General features: G+C 72.8%; 16 protein-coding genes and 1 pseudogene. 9 read left to right on the forward strand and 8 right to left on the reverse strand.

What is annotated here, in order from left to right; genetic code table 11:
- Positions 1–117 precede the first annotated feature (117 nt).
- Complete coding sequence (locus tag B086_RS43555; protein ID WP_018565120.1) at positions 118–294, forward strand: hypothetical protein; 177 nt, start codon at positions 118–120, stop codon at positions 292–294.
- A 92-nt stretch (positions 295–386) separates the two neighbouring features.
- Here the strand turns inward: B086_RS43555 and B086_RS0104050 are convergent, their stop codons facing one another.
- From B086_RS0104050 to B086_RS0104060, 3 genes are all read right to left on the reverse strand, one after another.
- Positions 387–893 (reverse strand): GNAT family N-acetyltransferase, encoded by a 507-nt coding sequence (locus tag B086_RS0104050; RefSeq protein ID WP_018565121.1) that lies wholly within the window; start codon positions 891–893, stop codon positions 387–389.
- A gap of 160 nt (positions 894–1,053) precedes the next feature.
- Positions 1,054–1,476: a hypothetical protein gene (locus tag B086_RS0104055; RefSeq protein WP_018565122.1), complete on the reverse strand. Its 423-nt coding sequence runs from the start codon at positions 1,474–1,476 to the stop codon at positions 1,054–1,056.
- Positions 1,477–1,578: 102 nt separating this feature from the next.
- Positions 1,579–2,790: a pyridoxal phosphate-dependent aminotransferase gene (locus tag B086_RS0104060; protein WP_018565123.1), complete on the reverse strand. Its 1,212-nt coding sequence runs from the start codon at positions 2,788–2,790 to the stop codon at positions 1,579–1,581.
- A 277-nt stretch (positions 2,791–3,067) separates the two neighbouring features.
- Between B086_RS0104060 and B086_RS0104065 the strand changes: the two genes are divergently transcribed.
- Complete coding sequence (locus B086_RS0104065; RefSeq protein ID WP_018565124.1) at positions 3,068–3,907, forward strand: S1 family peptidase; 840 nt, start codon at positions 3,068–3,070, stop codon at positions 3,905–3,907.
- A 21-nt stretch (positions 3,908–3,928) separates the two neighbouring features.
- Here the strand turns inward: B086_RS0104065 and B086_RS0104070 are convergent, their stop codons facing one another.
- Together B086_RS0104070 and B086_RS0104075 are read right to left on the reverse strand one after the other, a co-directional pair.
- Positions 3,929–5,578 (reverse strand): N-acyl-D-amino-acid deacylase family protein, encoded by a 1,650-nt coding sequence (locus tag B086_RS0104070; protein WP_018565125.1) that lies wholly within the window; start codon positions 5,576–5,578, stop codon positions 3,929–3,931.
- Between the two features lie 99 nt (positions 5,579–5,677).
- Entirely contained in the window at positions 5,678–6,949 is a 1,272-nt protein-coding gene (locus tag B086_RS0104075; protein ID WP_018565126.1) for an alanine racemase, read from the reverse strand.
- 141 nt (positions 6,950–7,090) lie between these two features.
- On the opposite strand from B086_RS0104075, the gene B086_RS0104080 reads away from it, so the two are divergent.
- The 5 genes from B086_RS0104080 (at position 7,091) to B086_RS0104100 (ending at position 11,713) form a co-directional block, all read left to right on the forward strand.
- On the forward strand, positions 7,091–8,152 hold the full coding sequence (locus B086_RS0104080; RefSeq protein ID WP_018565127.1) for a sugar kinase: 1,062 nt from the start codon (positions 7,091–7,093) through the stop codon (positions 8,150–8,152).
- Positions 8,149–8,934 carry an IclR family transcriptional regulator gene (locus B086_RS0104085; protein ID WP_018565128.1) on the forward strand — a complete coding sequence of 262 codons (786 nt, stop codon included), beginning with the start codon at positions 8,149–8,151 and terminating at the stop codon, positions 8,932–8,934. Before B086_RS0104080 ends, B086_RS0104085 begins: the two co-directional genes overlap by 4 nt.
- Positions 8,931–9,341, forward strand: coding sequence for a RidA family protein (locus tag B086_RS0104090; protein ID WP_018565129.1), 411 nt, complete (start codon positions 8,931–8,933; stop codon positions 9,339–9,341). The genes B086_RS0104085 and B086_RS0104090 overlap by 4 nt, the downstream gene beginning before the upstream one ends.
- A 129-nt stretch (positions 9,342–9,470) precedes the next feature.
- Complete coding sequence (locus B086_RS0104095) at positions 9,471–10,946, forward strand: GntP family permease (RefSeq protein ID WP_018565130.1); 1,476 nt, start codon at positions 9,471–9,473, stop codon at positions 10,944–10,946.
- Positions 10,947–11,065: 119 nt separating this feature from the next.
- A complete protein-coding gene (locus B086_RS0104100) occupies positions 11,066–11,713 on the forward strand; it encodes a hypothetical protein (protein WP_026252083.1) in 648 nt (215 codons plus the stop codon).
- 54 nt (positions 11,714–11,767) lie between these two features.
- Here B086_RS0104100 and B086_RS0104105 read toward each other — a convergent pair whose 3' ends face one another.
- The 3 genes from B086_RS0104105 to B086_RS0104115 all read right to left on the reverse strand — a co-directional run bounded on the left by B086_RS0104105 (position 11,768) and on the right by B086_RS0104115 (position 15,621).
- Positions 11,768–13,036 carry a hypothetical protein gene (locus B086_RS0104105; RefSeq protein ID WP_018565132.1) on the reverse strand — a complete coding sequence of 423 codons (1,269 nt, stop codon included), beginning with the start codon at positions 13,034–13,036 and terminating at the stop codon, positions 11,768–11,770.
- Positions 13,037–13,137: 101 nt separating this feature from the next.
- Complete coding sequence (locus B086_RS0104110) at positions 13,138–13,665, reverse strand: SigE family RNA polymerase sigma factor (protein ID WP_018565133.1); 528 nt, start codon at positions 13,663–13,665, stop codon at positions 13,138–13,140.
- A 234-nt stretch (positions 13,666–13,899) separates the two neighbouring features.
- Entirely contained in the window at positions 13,900–15,621 is a 1,722-nt protein-coding gene (locus B086_RS0104115; RefSeq protein WP_026252084.1) for a chitinase, read from the reverse strand.
- A 504-nt stretch (positions 15,622–16,125) separates the two neighbouring features.
- Between B086_RS0104115 and B086_RS39075 the strand changes: the two are divergent.
- A pseudogene (locus B086_RS39075) lies at positions 16,126–16,905 on the forward strand (hypothetical protein); the annotation flags it as partial.
- Between the two features lie 299 nt (positions 16,906–17,204).
- Complete coding sequence (cpaB, locus tag B086_RS0104125) at positions 17,205–17,912, forward strand: Flp pilus assembly protein CpaB (protein ID WP_018565136.1); 708 nt, start codon at positions 17,205–17,207, stop codon at positions 17,910–17,912.
- The last annotated feature ends 12 nt before the right edge of the window (positions 17,913–17,924 follow it).

Raw genomic sequence — 17,924 nt, forward strand, 5'->3', positions numbered from 1 at the left:
GCGTACGGGTCCGGCCTCCCGTGCGTGCGCGCTCACCCGTTCGGCTCAGCCCGCCGTATGGCCGGGCGGGCTGCGGGGTACCCGGGGGTCCCCCCCGTCGAAGGAGCGTGATCAGGCATGGCTGGAGACGGCGACTTCTACAAGCACGACCGTCCGGACAACCCCGACCTGGACGAGGACCGCCCGCGCGGCGGCGGCCCGGAGGAGCCGCAGGGCCGCGGGAACTGGCCGGTCTGGACGGTGATCCTGGCGATCCTGGTGCTGTTCGTGCTCTTCGTGGTGATCTTCGGCTGAGGGCGGGAGCGGGGCCGGGAGGGGAGCACGAGCGGGCGGGGCAGGGCGGCGAGGTCACGTGCCGGTCCTCGTCCGCCCGGCCGGTCGGGGGCTCACAGCTCCCGCTGGAACAGCAGTGTGTCCAGCCAGCGGCCGTGCTTGTACCCGACGGCGGTGAGCCTGCCCGCCTCGGTGAAGCCGAAGCGGCGGTGCAGCGCGGCCGACGCCTGGCCGCCGGGGTCGGTGATCACCGCGACCACGCGCCGCGCACCGGCGTGCCCGCAGGCGTCGAGCAGCGCGCCCAGCAGCGCGGTGCCCAGGCCGCGGCCGGTGGCGTCCGGGGCGAGGTAGACGGAGTCCTCCACGGTGTACCGGTACGCGGGCTTGGGCCGGTACGGACCCGCGTGGGCGAAGCCCGTGACACGGCCCGCCTCCTCAGTGACGAGGAACGGCAGACCGCGCGCGACGAGGTCGTCGTACTTGCGTTCCCACTCCGCCAGGGGGCGGGGCGCCTCGTCGAAGGTGGCGACGCCGTGCAGGGCGTGGTGCCCGTAGACGGCGGCGACCTCGGGGAGGTCGGTGCGGCGGGCGGGCCGGACGGTGGCGCGGGGGACGGTCACGGCTCTCCTCCGCCGAGGCGCGGCCGTCCCGCCGGACGTGCGGCGCGCGGGGTGTGTGGCGCCCGGTCCGCGCGTCGCTGCGGGTGCGCGCGGACCGGGGCCGTGTGCGGGGCCCTCGGGCGGGGAGGGCCGGGTGTGCCGTCAGGGGTGACGGCGGGCTTTACTGGGCGGCACCGCTCAGTTCCTGGGGATCCCCCTGCGCGGCGGCGTGCGCGTCCATGCGCTCGGCCGCCAGGATGGCCGCCGCCGTGTCCGCCCGGGAGGCGGCGACGACGAGTGCCCGTCCGGCGAGCGCGTGCGCCCGCCGGTGCAGGACCGGCAGCTCGGTGACCGCGGCCACCGAGGTGCGGACCGGGGCGCGGCCTCCCCGCAGCCGGGCCACCTGCTCGGCGAGCCGGTCGGCCGCCGTGTCCAGGTCGGCCGCCGGGGCCAGGGTGCGCAGCTCGTCGGTGATGGCGAGCAGCGCGGCGAGATGCCCGGCGAGCTGGATGTCCAGCTCCTCCTCGCGGGAGCGGTGGGGGAAGTCCGAGGCGGTGCCGGCCATCGTGCTGTGGACCGACTTGCTGCGGATCGGTTCGTACATGGGACGGCCTCCTGTGCTCTGACAGAAGACATCCTACATTAGAATCTGTCTAAGGTTGAGTCGGGTCGCGGAAGCGGTCCGCGGGACCACGCAGGGTGAGCGTCAGGGCTGGCCGTAGCCGTCCAGGAAGGTGCCGATCCGGCTCACCGCGTCGCGCAGATCGCCGGCCGAGGGCAGGGTGACGACGCGGAAGTGGTCGGGCTCGGGCCAGTTGAAGCCGGTGCCGTGGACGACCATGATCTTCTCGCGGCGCAGCAGGTCGAGCACCATCCGCCGGTCGTCCTTGATCTTGAAGACCTTGGGGTCCAGGCGCGGGAACAGATACAGGGCGCCCTTGGGGCGTACGCAGCTCACGCCCGGGATCTGGGTGAGCAGCTGGTGGGCGGTGTCCATCTGCTCCTTCAGCCGCCCGCCGGGCAGCACCAGGTCCTCGATGGTCTGCCGCCCGCTGAGCGCCGCGACCACGCCGTGCTGGCCCGGCATGTTCGCGCACAGGCGCATGTTGGCCAGGATGGTCAGGCCCTCGATGTAGGAGTCGGCGTGGGCGCGCGGGCCGGAGACCGCCATCCAGCCGACCCGGTAGCCCGCCACCCGGTACGCCTTGGACATCCCGTTGAAGGTGAGGGTCAGCAGGTCGGGCGCGACGGACGCGGTCGGGGTGTGCACGGCGCCGTCGTAGAGGATCTTGTCGTAGATCTCGTCGGAGCAGACCAGCAGGTTGTGCCGGCGGGCGATGTCGGTGAGGCCCTTGAGCACGGCCGGGTCGTAGACCGCGCCGGTCGGGTTGTTCGGGTTGATGATCACGATCGCCTTGGTGCGGTCGGTGACCTTGCGCTCCACGTCGGCGAGATCGGGCATCCAGTCGGACTGCTCGTCGCAGCGGTAGTGCACGGCGGTGCCGCCGGAGAGCGAGACGGCGGCGGTCCACAGCGGGTAGTCCGGCGCCGGGACGAGGACCTCGTCGCCGTCGTCGAGCAGCGCCTGCATCGCCATCACGATCAGCTCGGAGACGCCGTTGCCGATGAAGACGTGCTCGACGTCGGTCTCGATGCCGAGGGTCTGGTTGTGCATGACCACGGCGCGGCGGGCGGCGAGCAGGCCCTTGGCGTCGCCGTAGCCGTGGGCCGTGGAGACGTTGCGGAGGATGTCCTCCAGGATCTCCGGGGGGCACTCGAAGCCGAACGCGGCCGGATTGCCGGTGTTCAGCTTCAGGATGCGGTGACCGGCCGCCTCCAGCCGCATCGCCTCCTCGAGCACCGGTCCCCGGATCTCGTAACAGACGTTGGCGAGCTTGGTCGACTGGATCACCTGCATGTCTGGGAGCTTACGGCCGGGTAACGCCCGGTGGCTCGTGTTTTCCGCCACTTGAGACACCCGGCGGCCCGCTTCCCTCGCCCGGGTGAGGCGCCCGGCGCGGCTGACGCGTCCCGGAGCCGCCGCCGCGGACCCCTCGGTGGCCCCGCGCACCGGGGGAGAACCCGCGATGCCGTGACGGCTTCTTGTCCGCACACCCGCGGACCATCACAATGCGCATGACAAGAGGGCGGCCGGAAGATCTCCGGTCGCTCACGTCCGAAGAGGGGACCCCCACATGAACAAGCCTCTCCTGGCCGCGCTCGCGACCCTGGTGATCACCGGGGCCGGCGTGGCACCCGCCGCGGCCTCGGCCCAGGCCGGGAGCACGGCACCCGCCGCCAAGGCCGTCGACTTCGCCGGGACCGTGGCGCTGAGCAACTGCTCCGGCTCCGTCATCCGCTTCCCCGCCTCCGCCGACAGCGACCCGGCGCTCGTGCTCAGCAACGGCCACTGCCTGGAGACCGGTTTCCCGTCGCCCGGCCAGGTCATCGTCAATCAGAGCTCCAGCCGCTCCTTCGGGCTGCTCAACTCGGCCGGCTCCCAGGTCGCCACGTTGCGCGCCAACAAGGTCGTCTACTCCACGATGACCGACACCGACGTCACGATCTACCAGCTCACCCGCACCTACGCGCAGATCAGGAGCTCCTACGGGATCAGCGCGCTGACCGTCAGCGACACCCACCCGGTGGCCGGCACCGCGATCAAGGTGGTCTCCGGCTACTGGAAGCGCACCTACAGCTGCAACATCGACGGGTTCGTGTACCGCCTCAAGGAGGGCGGCTGGACCTGGAAGGACTCGGTCCGCTACACCTCCTCCTGCAACACGATCGGCGGCACCTCCGGCTCGCCCGTCATCGACACCGCCACCGGCAAGGTCGTCGCCGTCAACAACACCGGCAACGAGGACGGCGAGCGCTGCACCGAGAACAACCCCTGCGAGGTCGACGAGAACGGCAACGTCACCGTCCGCGAGGGCATCAACTACGCCGAGGAGACCTACCAGATACCGGCCTGCTTCAAGGCCGGCAACCAGCTGGATCTGAACCGGTCCGGCTGCGTCCTGCCCAAGCCGTAGCGGCCGCGGCGGGGCGGCCGGTCACACCGGGGTCCGGCGGACCGCCCGCCCCGCCAGGACGTCTGTGCGCCGCCCGTCCTCGATCACGAACCGGCCGTCGATCAGGACGTACGGGATCCCCGTGGGCAGCGCGCGCGGCTCGGCGAAGGTCGACCCGGCCGCCACCGTGGCCGGGTCGAACAGCACCAGGTCGGCGCGGTGCCCCTCGCGGACCACGCCGCGGTCCGGCAGTCCGAGCCGGGCCGCGGGCCGCGAGGTCAGGTGCGCCACGCACTCCTCCAGCGACAGCACCCCCAACTCCCTCACGTAGTGCCCGAGGTAGTGCGGGAAGGTGCCGTAGGCGCGCGGATGCGGCTTGGTGCCCTGGAGGATGCCGTCGGAGCCGCCGGTGTGCACGCGGTGGCGCATGATGGCCCGGACGTTCTCCTCGTGGCCGACGTGCTGGAGGATCGTCGTGCCGAGCCGGTCGGCGACGAGCAGCCGGCGGGCGACGGCCCAGCAGCTCTCGCCGCGGGCCGCCGCCGCCTCGGCCACGGTACGGCCGACGTGACCGGCGAGCGCGGGATCGCCGACGCCGGAGATCTCGATGGTCTCCCACTCCACCGGCACGCCGTGGCAGCCGTCCGAGGCGGTCACCTCCAGGTGGTGGCGGATCCGCTCGGCGGTGTCCTCGTCGGCGAGCCGCTCCAGGATCCGCTCCGGGCCGCCCTCGCTCGCCCAGCCCGGCAGCAGCGCGACCAGCGTGGTGCAGCCCGGCGTGTAGGGATAGGTGTCGAGGGTGATGTCGGCGCCCGCCGCGAGCGCGTCGTCCAGCAGCGCCAGCAGCTCGGGCGCCCGGCCCTTGTTGGGGCCGAAGTTCATGGTGGCGTGCGCCAGGTGCAGCGGGCAGCCCGCGGCCCGGGTCAGCTCCACCATCTCCGCGTACGCCTCCAGCGCCCCGGCGCCGTAACTGCGGTGGTGCGGGCAGTAGTAGCCGCCGTAGCGGGCCACCACCCGGCACAGCTCGGTCAGTTCGGCGTCCTCGGCGTACATCCCGGGCGTGTAGGTGAGCCCGGAGGACAGGCCCACCGCGCCCTGCTCCAGGCCCTCGGCGACCAGGCGCCGCATCCGCTCCAGCTCGTCCGGGGCGGCCGGGCGGTCCTCCCAGCCGACCGCGAGGGCGCGCACGGTGCCCTGCGGGATCAGATAGGCCGCGTTGACGGCGATGCCCTCGCCGCCGAAGCCGCGGTCCAGCCGGTCCAGGTACTCGCCGACCGAGCGCCAGTCGAAGTCGATGTCGTCGCCGTGGCCGTTCCAGCCGGAGATCGCCCGGCGCACCTCGGCCAGGGTGCGGTCGTCCACCGGCGCGTACGACAGGCCGTCCTGTCCGAGCACCTCCAGGGTGACGCCCTGGGCGGCCTTCGCGCTGTGGTCGGGGTCGCGCAGCAGGGCCAGATCGCTGTGCGCGTGCATGTCGACGAAGCCGGGGGAGAGGACCAGGCCCTCCGCGTCCAGCTCGCGCCGGGCCCGCGGGCGCTGGCAGCCCGCCGCGGCCGCCTCCTTGACGATCGACACGATCCGGCCGCCGCTGACCGCGACGTCGGCGCGGTAGGAGGGGGCGCCGGTGCCGTCCACGACATCCGCGTCCCGGATGACGAGGTCGGTGAGATCGGCCGGCTCGACCGGATCCATGGGTGGCTCCTTCCCCTGGGCGGGGTCTGCGGAAGACGGTGGTCTCTGGAAAGACGGTGGTCTCTGGGAAGACAGCGGTCTCTGGGAGGACTGTGGTCTCTAGAAGAACGTACGGATGTAGTCGACGACCGTGCCGTCCGCCTCGGCGACCGGGATCAGCTGCCACTTGTCGAAGGACGTGCACGGATGGGACAGGCCGAGGCCGATCCAGTCGCCGACCGCGAGGTCGGCCTCCGGGCCGGTGGCCAGCCAGGTGTGCTGGTCGGACAGGCCGGTCACGGCGATGCCGTCCGCCGGGCGCTCGGCGCCGTCTCGGCGCACCACCTGGGCGACGGGCAGATCGAGGTCGTAGGCCGCGTCCCGCTTGCCCGCGTTGGCGAACGCCTGCCCCTCGGCGGGCCGGGAGACCACCTGCGCCCACAGCCGGAAGGCGGGCTCCAGGGCGCCTTCCTGCGGGACCCGGTTGAACGGGGTGAGCTCGCGGTAGTGACCGTCGTCGTGCGAGACGTACGCGCCCGAGCGCAGCAGCTTGAGCACCGGCCGGGACAGCTCCGGGATGTCCGCGAACGCGTCGGCGACCGCGTCGAACCAGGCGCTGCCGCCCGCGCTCACCACGATCTCCTCCGCGTCCGCGAACCGGCCCGCCCGGTCGAGGGCGGCGGCGAGGGCGACCAGCCGGTCCAGCCAGGCCCGCACCCGCTCCGGGTCCGCCCGCGGGACCTCGCCCTCGTACCCGGCGACCCCGGTCAGCCGCAGGGTGGCCGCGGCGGCGACCGCGTCCGCGACCGCCGCGCACTCCTTCTCGGTGCGTGCCCCGGTGCGCGCGCCCTCGCCCGCGCCCAGCTCCACGACCACGTCGAGCGGACGGGTGGCACCGGCCTCGCGCAGCGCCGCGTCCATCAGTTCCGCACCGCGCACCGAGTCCACGTAGCAGACGAGGCGGAAGGCCGGGTCGGCGGCGAGTTCGGCGGCGGCCCAGCGCAGGGCGGCCGGGTCCACCAGCTCGTTGGCGAGGAAGATCCGTTCGACGCCGAAGGCCCGCGCCACCCGCACCTGGTGCGGCAGCGCGAGGGTGATGCCCCAGGCGCCGTGCGCGAGCTGGCGGTGGAAGAGCTGGGGGGCCATGGAGGTCTTGCCGTGCGGGGCGAAGGCGAGGCCGTGGCGGGCCGCGTAGGTCTCCATCAGGCGCAGATTGTGCTCCAGGCGCTCGGCGGACAGCGCCAGCACCGGCGTGGTGAAGCCGCCGGTGAACAGGTCGCGGCGCTGGGCCGCCAGCTCGCCCACGGTCAGCCCGGCCGCGTCCGGCGGAAGGCCCTTGAACCGGTGGTCGACCCGTTCCTCGGCCAGGCGTGCCAGCGCCTCGGTGTTCATGGAGCCTCCCTGATCTGGTGAATTGCAATATGTGCAACAGCCGTTGCACGCAACGCTTAATGCTGTCTAACATCTCGGCCACGCGAGGTCAACGAAAAGCCCCGCATCCCGCCCCCCCCGTACCGAGGAGCTACGAGCATCGTGACCGCCACCGGACCCTGCAACGGCCCCGACGTCGTGGACGTCGCGGCGCTCGGCGAGTCCATGGTCACGTTCCTGCCCTCCCGGCCCGGCCGCCTCGCCGACGTGCCGTCCTTCGACCGGGCCATCGGCGGCGCCGAGTCCAACGTCCTGTGCGCGCTCGCCGCCGCCGGGCACTCCGCCCGCTGGGTCAGCCGGGTCGGCGCCGACGGCTTCGGCGACCACCTGGTGGAGACCATCGGCGCCCACGGCGTCGACGTCGCCCACGTGGGCCGCGACACCGCACGCCCCACCGGCATCTACTTCCGCACCGCGGGCGACCGGGCCACCGACGCCCACGAGGTCGCCTACTACCGGGCCGGGTCGGCGGCCTCCGCGATGACCGCGGACACCGTCGCCACCGCCGCCCTGGACGCCTGCCGCGTGCTGCACCTGTCCGGCATCACCGCGGCCCTGTCCGCCGGCTGCCTCGGCCTGCTGCGCGCCCTGACCGCGCCCCGCCCCGGCCGCCCGCTGGTCTCCTTCGACGTCAACTTCCGGCCCGGACTGTGGCCGGACCCCGCCGGGGCCCGGGTGCTGCTGGACCTGGCGCGCGGCGCCGACCTCGTCTTCGTCGGCGACGACGAGGCCCGCGAGGCATGGGGACTGCACAGCGGGGCGGAGATCCTCGACGCGCTGGACGGACCGCGCACCGTCGTCGTCAAGCACGGCGCGGACGGCGCCACGGTGCACGAGCGCACCGGCGGCGCGGCACGGGCCGCCGCCACCTTCGTCCCGGCCCCCCGGGTCGACGTCGTCGCCCACGTCGGCGCCGGCGACGCCTTCGCCGCCGGGTTCCTCTCCGCCACCCTGCGCGGCCTGCCCGCCACCGCCCGGCTGCGCCACGGCCACCTGACGGCCGCCGCCGCGCTCACCGTCCCCGGCGACCTCGCCGCACCCCCCGCCCGCGGGCACGCCGACCGGCTGGCCGCCCTGGACGAGGCCGCGTGGGGGAGACTGCGACTCGGCCCCGGCTGGACGAGCACCGCTGAAGGGGCCGAGGAGGAGGTACGTACGCCATGAGCCAGACCGTCGACCGCGCGCTGAGCATCCTGCCGCTGCTCGCCGAGGGACCCGCCGACCTCGGACGGGTCGCCGACCATCTCGGCGTCCACAAGTCCACGGCGCTGCGGCTGCTGCGCACCCTGCACGAACACGGCCTGGTCTACCGCCAGTCCGACCAGCGCTACCGGCTCGGCGCCCGGCTCTTCGCGCTCGCCCAGGAGGCGATGGAGAACCTCGACATCCGCGAGATCGCCCACCCCCACCTCCTCGCCCTCAACGAGACCTGCGGCCACACCGTGCACCTCGCGGTCTACGAGGAGCACGAGGTGCTGTACATCGACAAGGTCGACAGCCGCTACCCGGTGCGCATGTACTCGCGGATCGGCAAGCCGGTCGCCATCACCGTCGCCGCCGTGGCCAAGCTGCTCCTGGCCGACCTGCCCGAGAGCGAACGGCGCGCCATCGCCGAGAAGCTCGACTACCCCCTCTACACGGCCCGTTCGACCCCCCACGCCGCCGCCTTCCTCACCGAGCTGGCGACGGTGCGCGAACAGGGCTGGGCCACCGACCTCGGCGGCCACGAGGAGTCCATCAACTGCGTCGCCGCCCCCATCCGGGGCGCCGACGGCCGCGTGGTCGCCGCGATGTCGGTCTCCGCGCCCAACGTCGTCGTCACCGCCGACGAACTCCTCACCCTGCTCCCGCTGGTGCGCCGCACCGCGGCCGCCATCAGCGGCGAGTACTCCGGGAGAACCCCCGTACCCGCCCCCACCACCACACCGCACAGGGACACCGCATGACCGAGAAGACCGCACTCACCCCGTCGACCCACACCGTGCCGCCCGCCAAGTTCTCCCACGGCGTGAAGAAGGGCAACATCCTCCAGGTCGCCGGGCAGGTCGGCTTCCTGCCCGCCGAGGAGGGCAAGGCCCCCACCCCCGCCGGGCCCACCCTGCGCGAGCAGACCCTCCAGACCCTCGCCAACGTCAAGGCCATCCTCGAGGAGGGCGGCGCGGGCTGGGACGACGTGATGATGATCCGCGTCTACCTCACCGACGTGGACCACTTCGCCGAGATGAACGCGCTCTACAACACCTACTTCGAGGAGCAGGGCCTCACCCAGCCGCCCGCCGCGCGCACCACCGTCTACGTCGGACTGCCCGCGGGACTCCTCATCGAGATCGACGCGCTCGCCGTCCTCGGCTGAGCCTTCCTCGCGGCCCACCCGCTCGTACCACCGCACGCCCCCTTCACGGCGCGGCGCCCCCACCCCTTCGGGCGCCGCGCCGCGATCCTCCCTGCCCGAAAGCTGCATGTACTTACGCAGAGGACCCCCATGTCCCATCCGCTCGCCGCGGCCGCGCCGCAGACACCCCCGCACACCGGCGGACTCCTCCTCCTGGTCGACGGCACGACCGGACTGCTCCTGGTGGCCGGGATCGGCATCGCCCTGCTGCTGTTCCTGATCATCAAGGCGCGGCTCCAGCCGTTCGTCGCGCTGCTCGCCGTCTCCATAGCCGTCGGCCTGCTGGCCGGTCTGTCGGTCACCGAACTGTTCGGCACCGTGCAGCGCTCGGACGCCGTCTCCACCATCGAGTCCGGGATGGGCGGCATCCTCGGCCATGTCGCCGTCATCATCGGCCTGGGCACCATGCTCGGCGCCATCCTGGAGGTCAGCGGCGGAGCGGAAGTGCTCGCCTCCCGCCTGCTGGGGCTGTTCGGCGAGAAGCGCGCCCCGCTCGCCATGGGCCTGACCGGCCTGATCTTCGGCATCCCCGTCTTCTTCGACGTGGGCATCTTCGTCCTGGCGCCCCTCGTCTACGCCGCCGCCAAGCGGGGCGGCAAGTCGATCGTCCTGTACTGCATGCCGCTGCTGGCGGGCCTGTCCATGACCCACGCCTTCCTGCCGCCGCACCCCGGCCCGGTGGCCGCCGCCGGACTGCTGCACGTGCAGCTCGGCTGGATCATCCTCATGGGCGTCGTCTGCGGCATCCCGGCGGTGCTGGCCGCCTGGGCGTACTCCGCGTGGATCGGCAAGCGGGTCTTCGTCGAGGTGCCGCAGGACATGGTCGAGGCGGCCGAGGAGGCCCGGCGGGCGGTCCTGACCGAGCAGCGGGCCTCCGGAGTGCGGCCGAAGGAGACCCCGGTGCCGCTCGGCGCGGTCCTCGGCATCATCGGCACCCCGCTGGTGCTGATCCTCGCCGCCACCTTCTCCTCCGTGGCCCTGGACCCGTCCACCGGCCGCTCGGTGATCGAGTTCTTCGGCCACCCCTTCGTGGCCCTGACCATCGCCCTGGTGCTCGCCTACTACCTGCTGGGCATCCGCCGCGGCTGGTCGCGCAAGTCCCTGGAGACCGTCTCCACGGCCTCGCTGAAGCCGGTCGGCAACATCCTGCTGGTGGTCGGCGCGGGCGGGGTCTTCGGTGCCGTCCTCAAGGCCAGCGGGGTCGCCCAGGCCCTCTCGGACACCTTCAACGGCGTCGGACTGCCGGTCATCGTGCTGTCGTACCTGATCTCGCTGGTGCTGCGGGTGGCGCAGGGCTCGGCGACGGTGGCGATCGTGACCACGGCGGGCATCGTCGCCCCGCTGCTGGCCGAGGGGCACCACTCGCAGGCGTTCGTGGCCCTGGTCATCATGGCGATCTCGGCCGGTTCGATCTTCGCCTCGCACGTCAACGACGGCGGCTTCTGGATGGTGGCGAAGTACTTCGGCATCAGCGAACGGGACACGCTGAAGACATGGACGGTCCTGGAGAGCGTGCTCTCGCTCGCGGGCTTCGCGGTGGCGGCGGTGCTGAGCCTGTTCGTCTGACCGGGCGGCCGGGCCCCGGCACGTTTCCGGGGCCTGTAGCGGCGCGCGGTTGTAGGGGTCTGATAACGAAGCCGGGGGCTGGCTGTTCGTGACACAGGATTGTCGACCATACTGCCCGCGTGGAGCAGCGCATAGGTTCGAGCAGCCAGCCCCTGAAGAGCGAGCCCGTGACGGGCGCCGGTTTCGACCCGGCGTTCGTCCCCGGCCTCACCTCGCCCGCCGCGGCCCGGGACACGGCCCCCGAGGAGCCGGAGGGTACGCCTGCGGCGGACGCCGGAACTCCGGACGCGGAGGCGCAGCCGCCCGTCCCGGACACCGCGGACGGGACCGCGGAAGCCGACGAGGCGGCCGAGGAGGAGCCCGTGGACGGCCCGGTCTTCGAGGCCGCCGACCGCCGGGCCCGGATCGTCGCCGACCACCGGGGCGTACGCCTCGCCCTGGACGACCAGGAGTGCGAGTTCCGCTGGGACGAGATCGGCGCCGTGGAGACGGAGACGCCCCGCTTCGGCAAGCGGTTCACCGTCACCGTGCACACCCCCGAGCGCCGCTGGTACCCCATCGAGATCGAGGCCCCGGCCCGGTCCCGGTTCGCCGCCTGGGAGACGGAGCTGGACGCGGTCCTCGACGCGTACTTCGAGGACGGCGAGGCGGCGGAGGCGGCGGAGCCGGAGCAGCCGGAGGAGAGCGGTACGGACGAGGCGGCCGGGACCGAGGCGAAGAGCGGGGCGGAGACCGCGGCGGAGAGCAAGGCGAAGAGCGAGGACTGACGGCGGCCGAGGGCGGTCCCGGGCACCTCGCCGGGGCCGCCCTCGGAGCGGTCGTCAGCCGAGCGACAGCCACTTCGGGTCGGTGGCGATCCGCTCCAGCTGCTGCATCGTGAGCGCCGGTTCCTTCCGGGTCGCCGGTGCGTTCTGCCCGCCGGAGTTGAAGGCGCTGACCACCACGCGGCGCCCGTCCGGCCGGATCGTGTCCACGGTCCACATGACGATCCCGTCGATGCCCTTCTCGCCGGGCCCCTGCTGCGTGACGACCTTGGTGCCGTCCGGCAGCGTCTTCGCGCCCGCGCCGAACAGCTCGCCCGCCACGTCCCGCATGTCCCGCTGGTCGTTCACCTGGACCAGGCTGCGGCCCCGGCCGTCGTCCACGACGACGTACCCGAAGCCCGGATCCGGCGTCCCCTTCGCGACCACCTTCAGCCCGCGCGGCACCAGACCGGCGAGGGCCGCGGACACCGAGCCGCCCCGGGCGGGCGGCGCGGCGCTCGCCCGCGGGTCGACGGGGACGGCGGCGGCGAAGGCCCGCCACTCGCGCGCGGTGGCGAGCGCCTTCAACCCGGCTGAGTCCAGCGGAGGTTGCTCCCGGGTGACGGGAGAGTCCTTCCCGGCGGCGGCGTTCCACTCCTGCACCGAGACATGCTCGCCGCGCGGGGTCACCAGCTCGGCGCTCCACAGCTTCGTACCGCCGCGCCGGTTCGGGTACTCGTAGCCCTTGAGGACGACGAGCGCGGAGCCGTCGGCGAGCTTCGCGGCGGAGCAGTCGTCGAAGGCGATGAACGCCCCGTCGGGGCACTGCGCGGTCTGGCGGGCCTCCTCGCCGCCCGGCAGCAGGCGGTTCACGGAGACGGTTACGGAGGCCTCGCCCCGCCCGTCGTCGTAGACGACCCGGGCGTACGGCGACACCGTCCTCCCGGCGACCGGGGTGTCCGTGCCGCGGCCCTCCTGGCTGCTGAAGCTGCCCCGCGGGAGCAGCTTCTTGAGGGTGCCCACGAGGGCGTCGGCGGTCACCGCCCCGGCGGGCATGGCCGAGGCGGCGCGGGTCGCGGGGCTCGTGGCGGCCGCCGCCTCCCGCTGCCGGTCGCCGGTCCCGCCCGGCAGGACCACCGCCCCGGCCACGCCGACCAGCGCGACCCCGGCGACACCGCCCGCGACGGCGGCCCACCGGCGCGTGCGCAGCCGCCGCCCGCGCAGCTCGCCCCGGGCGGCGAGCAGGGCCTGATCGGTCCGGAACGTGCTGCCGGTGTCCCGCAGGGCGTCGGTGAGCCGCTCCCCGAAGTGCTCGTCCCCCAGGGGGTCGTGGTCTGCGACAGGCATGGCGAACCGCCGTTTCTGTGAGTGGGTCCGGGATCGGTCGTGAGGTGGGGCGTGCGGGCGTCGGGGGACGCAGGCGCCGTGGCCGGAGCCGGGGCCGCGGGTCAGCGTCCGGCGGGCTCGCCGAGCGAGTCGCCGAGCGAGACGCGCAACCGGGCGAGCGCGCGGACGCAGCGGGTGCGGACGGCGGCCGGGCTGGTCTCCAGCACCGTGGCCGTCTCCTCCACGCTGCGGTCCTCCCAGTAGCGCAGGACCACCACCGCCCGGTCCTTCGCGGACAGTTGCCCCAGCGCCTCCAGCAGCGTCAGCCGCAGCGGCGCGTCACCGCCCGGGTCGGGCCCGGCCACCTCGGGCAGCACCTCGGTGGCGCGTTCCCTGCGGCTGCTGTGCCGACGCTGGTGGGCGAGGAAGGCGCGGGTCAGCACGGTCTGCACGTACCCGGCCGGGTTGCCCACCCGGGACACCCGCCGCCAGTGCAGGAACGCCCGGCCGAGCGCCTCCTGCACCAGGTCCTCGGCGAGATGGGTGTCACCGCCGGTCAGCAGGCAGGCCGACCGGTACAGGTGTCCGGCACGCGCCGCCGCGAACTCGGGGTACCCGTCGTACCCCGCCTCGCCGCCGCCCCACCGCATACGCCCCCCTGTGGTCCGCGCGCCCGTTCGCGCGCCCTCACCCCATTGATGCGGTGGACCCCCGGAAATGTTTCATCCGGAACGGAGAAGTGCGGAACGGAGAAGTGCGGAACGGAGAAGTGCGGAACGGAGAAGTGCGGAACGGAGAAGTGCGGAACGGAGAAGTGCGGAACGGAGAAGTGCGGCGCCGTCGGTGACGGCGCCGCACTGTGGGGGGTTCGGTTCAGGCGGGGATCACGGCATCGCGTGGACGTGCGCGCCGACCGAGTTGGACCAGGCGTTGCCCGCGGCGGCGTCCCAGTTGGTGGACCAGGTCATCGCGCCGCGCACGTCGGGGTAGGTCTTCGAGGGCTTGAAGGTGCCGCAGTTGGTCAGCTTCGCCAGGCAGTCCAGGGCGTTGTTGACCACGGTCGGGGAGACGTAGCCGCCGCCCGCGCCGCTCGGGGAGGCCGGCAGGCCCAGGCCGACCTGGGAGGGGGCGAGGCCGCCTTCGAGCTGGATGCAGGCGAGCGCGGTGAGGAAGTCGACCGTGCCCTGCGAGTAGACCTTGCCGTCGCAGCCCAGCATGGCGCCGCTGTTGTAGTACTGGGTGTTGACGACCGTGAGGATGTCCTTGATGTTCAGGGCCGTCTTGAAGTAGCCCGCGCCCGTCGACTGCATGTCGATGGTCTGCGGTGCCATGGTGATGATCAGACCCGACCCGGCCTTCGTGGACAGGGCGCGCAGGGCCTGCGTCATGTACGTGGGGTTGAGGCCGTTCTCCAGGTCGATGTCGACGCCGTCGAAGCCGTAGGTCTGCATCAGGGAGTAGACCGAGTTGGCGAAGTTCGTCGCGGAGGCCGGGTCGCTGACCGAGACGGTGCCCTTCTCGCCGCCGACCGAGACGATGACCTTCTTGCCGGCCGCCTGCTTGGCCTTGATGTCGGCCTTGAACTGGTCGACCGTGTAGCCCTTCAGGCCCGCCGAGTCGAGGTTGAAGGTGACCGCGCCGGGCGTGGTCGTGGCGTCGGCGAAGGCGACCGCGATGATGTCGTACGCCGAGGGGACGTCGGAGATCTTCTGGACGGTGGCGCCGTTGTTGAAGTTCTGCCAGTAGCCCGTCACCGCGTGCTTGGGCAGGTTGCCGCCGTGGTTGCCGTCGCCGCCGCCGGGCGCCGTGGTGGCGCTCACCGCCGCCGACCTGGCCGACTCGCCCGCCGCGTTGGTCGCCGAGACCTGGAAGGAGTAGGCGGTGGAGGCGGACAGTCCGCTCACCGTCGTGGAGGTGCCGGTGACCGCCGAGACCTTGGTGCCGTCGCGGTAGACGTTGTAGCCGGTGGCGCCCGAGACCGCGCTCCAGGACAGGTCGACCGAGGAGGAGGTGGCGTTGCCCGCCGCCAGTCCCGCCGGGGTCGACGGGACCGTCGGGTCGGGGTCGCCCCCGCCGCCCCCGTCCGGGCCGGAGACGGACACGTCGTCGGCGTAGTAGGCCGCCTGGCCGTACCAGCCGTGCAGATAGACCGTGACCGAGGTGGTCGAGGAGCCGGTGGTGAAGGTCGTGGAGAGCTGCTTCCACGCGGCCGAGTCCGGGGTCCAGGTGGAGACGTCCGTGGTGCCGGTGCCGGTGGCGCCGAGGTAGGTGTAGCCGCCCTGCACCCAGGCGCTCAGCGTGTACGTCGAGTTGGGCTTGACGGCCACCTTCTGGGTGCACTGCGCGGTGTCCTGCCCGGCCGGGGCGGCCTTCAGCGCGGACGAACCGGCGTGCACCGGCGTGGAGACGGTCGAACCGCTGCCTGCCGAACAGGTCCAGTTGCTCAGACCCGCCTCGAAGCCGGCGTTCTTGGCGTTGTTGACGTCGGCGGCCGAGGCCTGGCCGGCGCCCGCCAGGGAGAGGGCCATGGCCGCGGTGACGGCTCCGGACCAGATGCTCAGCGGCCGGAGCCGTCTGCTTGAGGGCGTGCCTGGGGCGCGGTCCACTGGGGCCTCCGGGGGAGAGGAGAAGGAAGGGAGGGAAGAGAGCAAAGGGCGGGAAGAACGGGAAGGAAGTACGGGAAGGAAGAGAAGGAAGAGGGGGAGAGCGGGAGGGGAAGTCATGAACTGCGGTGCCGCTGCTGGTCGTACAAGTTGGTCCAGACCAATTGCATTGTCAAGAGGTCCAGACCAAATCCGTGCCCTGCGAGGCGTCCGGAACCGTCCGCTCCGTGCCCTCCGTCCGGCGCGGCGGGAGTCAACCGGCCGTCCCGCCGCCACGCTTTCGGGTCGGCTCCGGGCGCACAACCTGCCCGGGTTTGAAATGACTTGTGCGGCAACGCATGCCATCGGGTCGGCGAATCGCTGTTCTCCGGTCACAGGCGCGTGGTTACAGTGCTCACGTAGTCACGCAGTGAAGTCAACTCGGTGCGCCGGACGAACACCGGCGGGCCGACCGGCGGCAGACGGGGAGCTGGCGTGTCAACTGCGATCGCGGTGACCGGCGCGGACATGGCACTGCCCGCCCAGGACGAACGGACCGTGCCCGCAGCGGTCCTCGGGGACCTGGCCCGGGAGCCCCTGGAGCGCACGCTCGACGGCATACGGACCCTGCTCGACCAGCACCCGCATCTGATCGTCGTGTACTCGCGCGCCCTGCCCGCCGGGGCCGAGCGCCGGCTGCACACGGTGCGTTCGCTGCTGGAGAGCGACCGCATCGCCCTCTACCGCTCCGACCTGCCGCCGCTCGGAGTCGCCGTCCTGGCCCGCCAGTTACGCCAGCTGGCCTCCTGCGACCTCGGCCCCGGGGTGCTGGCCTCGGCCGCCCGCCTGCTCACGCACTACGTCCACTGCGGTGCCGTGCTCAACTCCGTCACCCGCCTGGACCGCGTCCCCGTCGACCTCAAGGCGCACGCCAGGTCCTGGGTGCCCGGCAGCCAGTTCGGCGTCCTCGCCCATCCCCAGCCCCAACTGGTGCGCATCGGGCCCGAAGCCACCCTAGCCGGACCGGACTTCGCGACCTGGATGCTGGTCGCCAAGGGCCAGCTCCAGTCCGACTGGATCGGCGCCCATCTCGCCCCGGCCTGGCGGGCGCTCGGCCTGCGCGAGGCCGCCCTGCCGGGTGAGTCCGCCGCCTGGTGGGGCACCGGGAAGCTGATCGAGTTCTGCGGCTATCTGCCCGACCTGTCGGTCCTCTACCAACTCGTCGCCTCCGTACGGCAGAGCGTGTGCCACTGGTGCGGCATCGACGTCATCGGCGACCGCTGCGTCTTCTGCTCCGCCGCACCGCCCGACCCGGGCGAACGGCCGGACGGCCAGGGGGAGTACGGCGCGTCCGGTGCGTACGGCGCGTACGACGCTTCCGGTACGTCCGGTGCGCACGGCGCTTCCGGCACGCAGGGTGCGCCGGGGGCGTACGAGGCGCACGAGCCGTACCGGACCCGAGAGAGCCGCGCGCCCGCCGGGTGAGCCCGCGCCCCCCGGCCGACGTACCGGTGGACCGTACGGCCGCACCGGTACGGCACCACCGGGCACCACCCGCACCCCGTCGAATCCGCTCGAACGAACCCCCCAACGAGGTCGTACGGCTCATGAACTCCCGTCAGCGCCGCGGTGTGATACTCCTGCTCCTGTCCGTGCTGTGCGCCCTCGGCGCGTTCGCCGGCGTGCTCTCCCTCATCAGCGACGTCAGGTCGAAGGTCGGCCCGGAGGTGACGGCGTACCAGCTGAAGGCCGACGTACAGCCGTACACACCGCTGAGCGCGGGCCAGTTCGAGAAGGTCCGGATGCCCAAGCGCTGGCTGTCGCCCAACGCCGTCACCGACCTCGGCCAGGTCCGCGGCAAGATCGCGGTCACCACGCTGCGCCAGGGCTCCCTGCTCCAGAGCGACATGATCGTGAACCAGCCCGCGCTGCGCCCCGGGCAGCAGGAGGTCGCCATCATGATCGACGCCGCCACCGGTGTGGCCGGCAAGATCACCCCCGGCGCCACCGTCAACGTCTACGCCACCTTCCCCGGGGCACGGCAGGGCGACCCCGCCCAGTCCAAGATCATCGTGACCAACGCCCGGGTCCTGGACGTCGGCCGGATCACCGCCCTCGACCCCGGCGCCGACAGCCGCGACCGGCAGCCCACCGAGGCCGTGCCCATCACCTTCGCGCTCTCCACCATCGACGCCCAGCGCATCACCTACGCCGAGTCCTTCGCCCAGCGGGTCCGGCTCGCACTGGTGGCGCCCGGCGGCGACACCGACGTGCCGGCCAAGGACCGGACCTACGAACTCGCGAACGACAAGTGAGAGGCCCGCAGC

It is taken from the genome of Streptomyces sp. PsTaAH-124, from assembly GCF_000373685.1.
GTDB classification, from domain to species: domain Bacteria; phylum Actinomycetota; class Actinomycetes; order Streptomycetales; family Streptomycetaceae; genus Streptomyces; species Streptomyces andamanensis.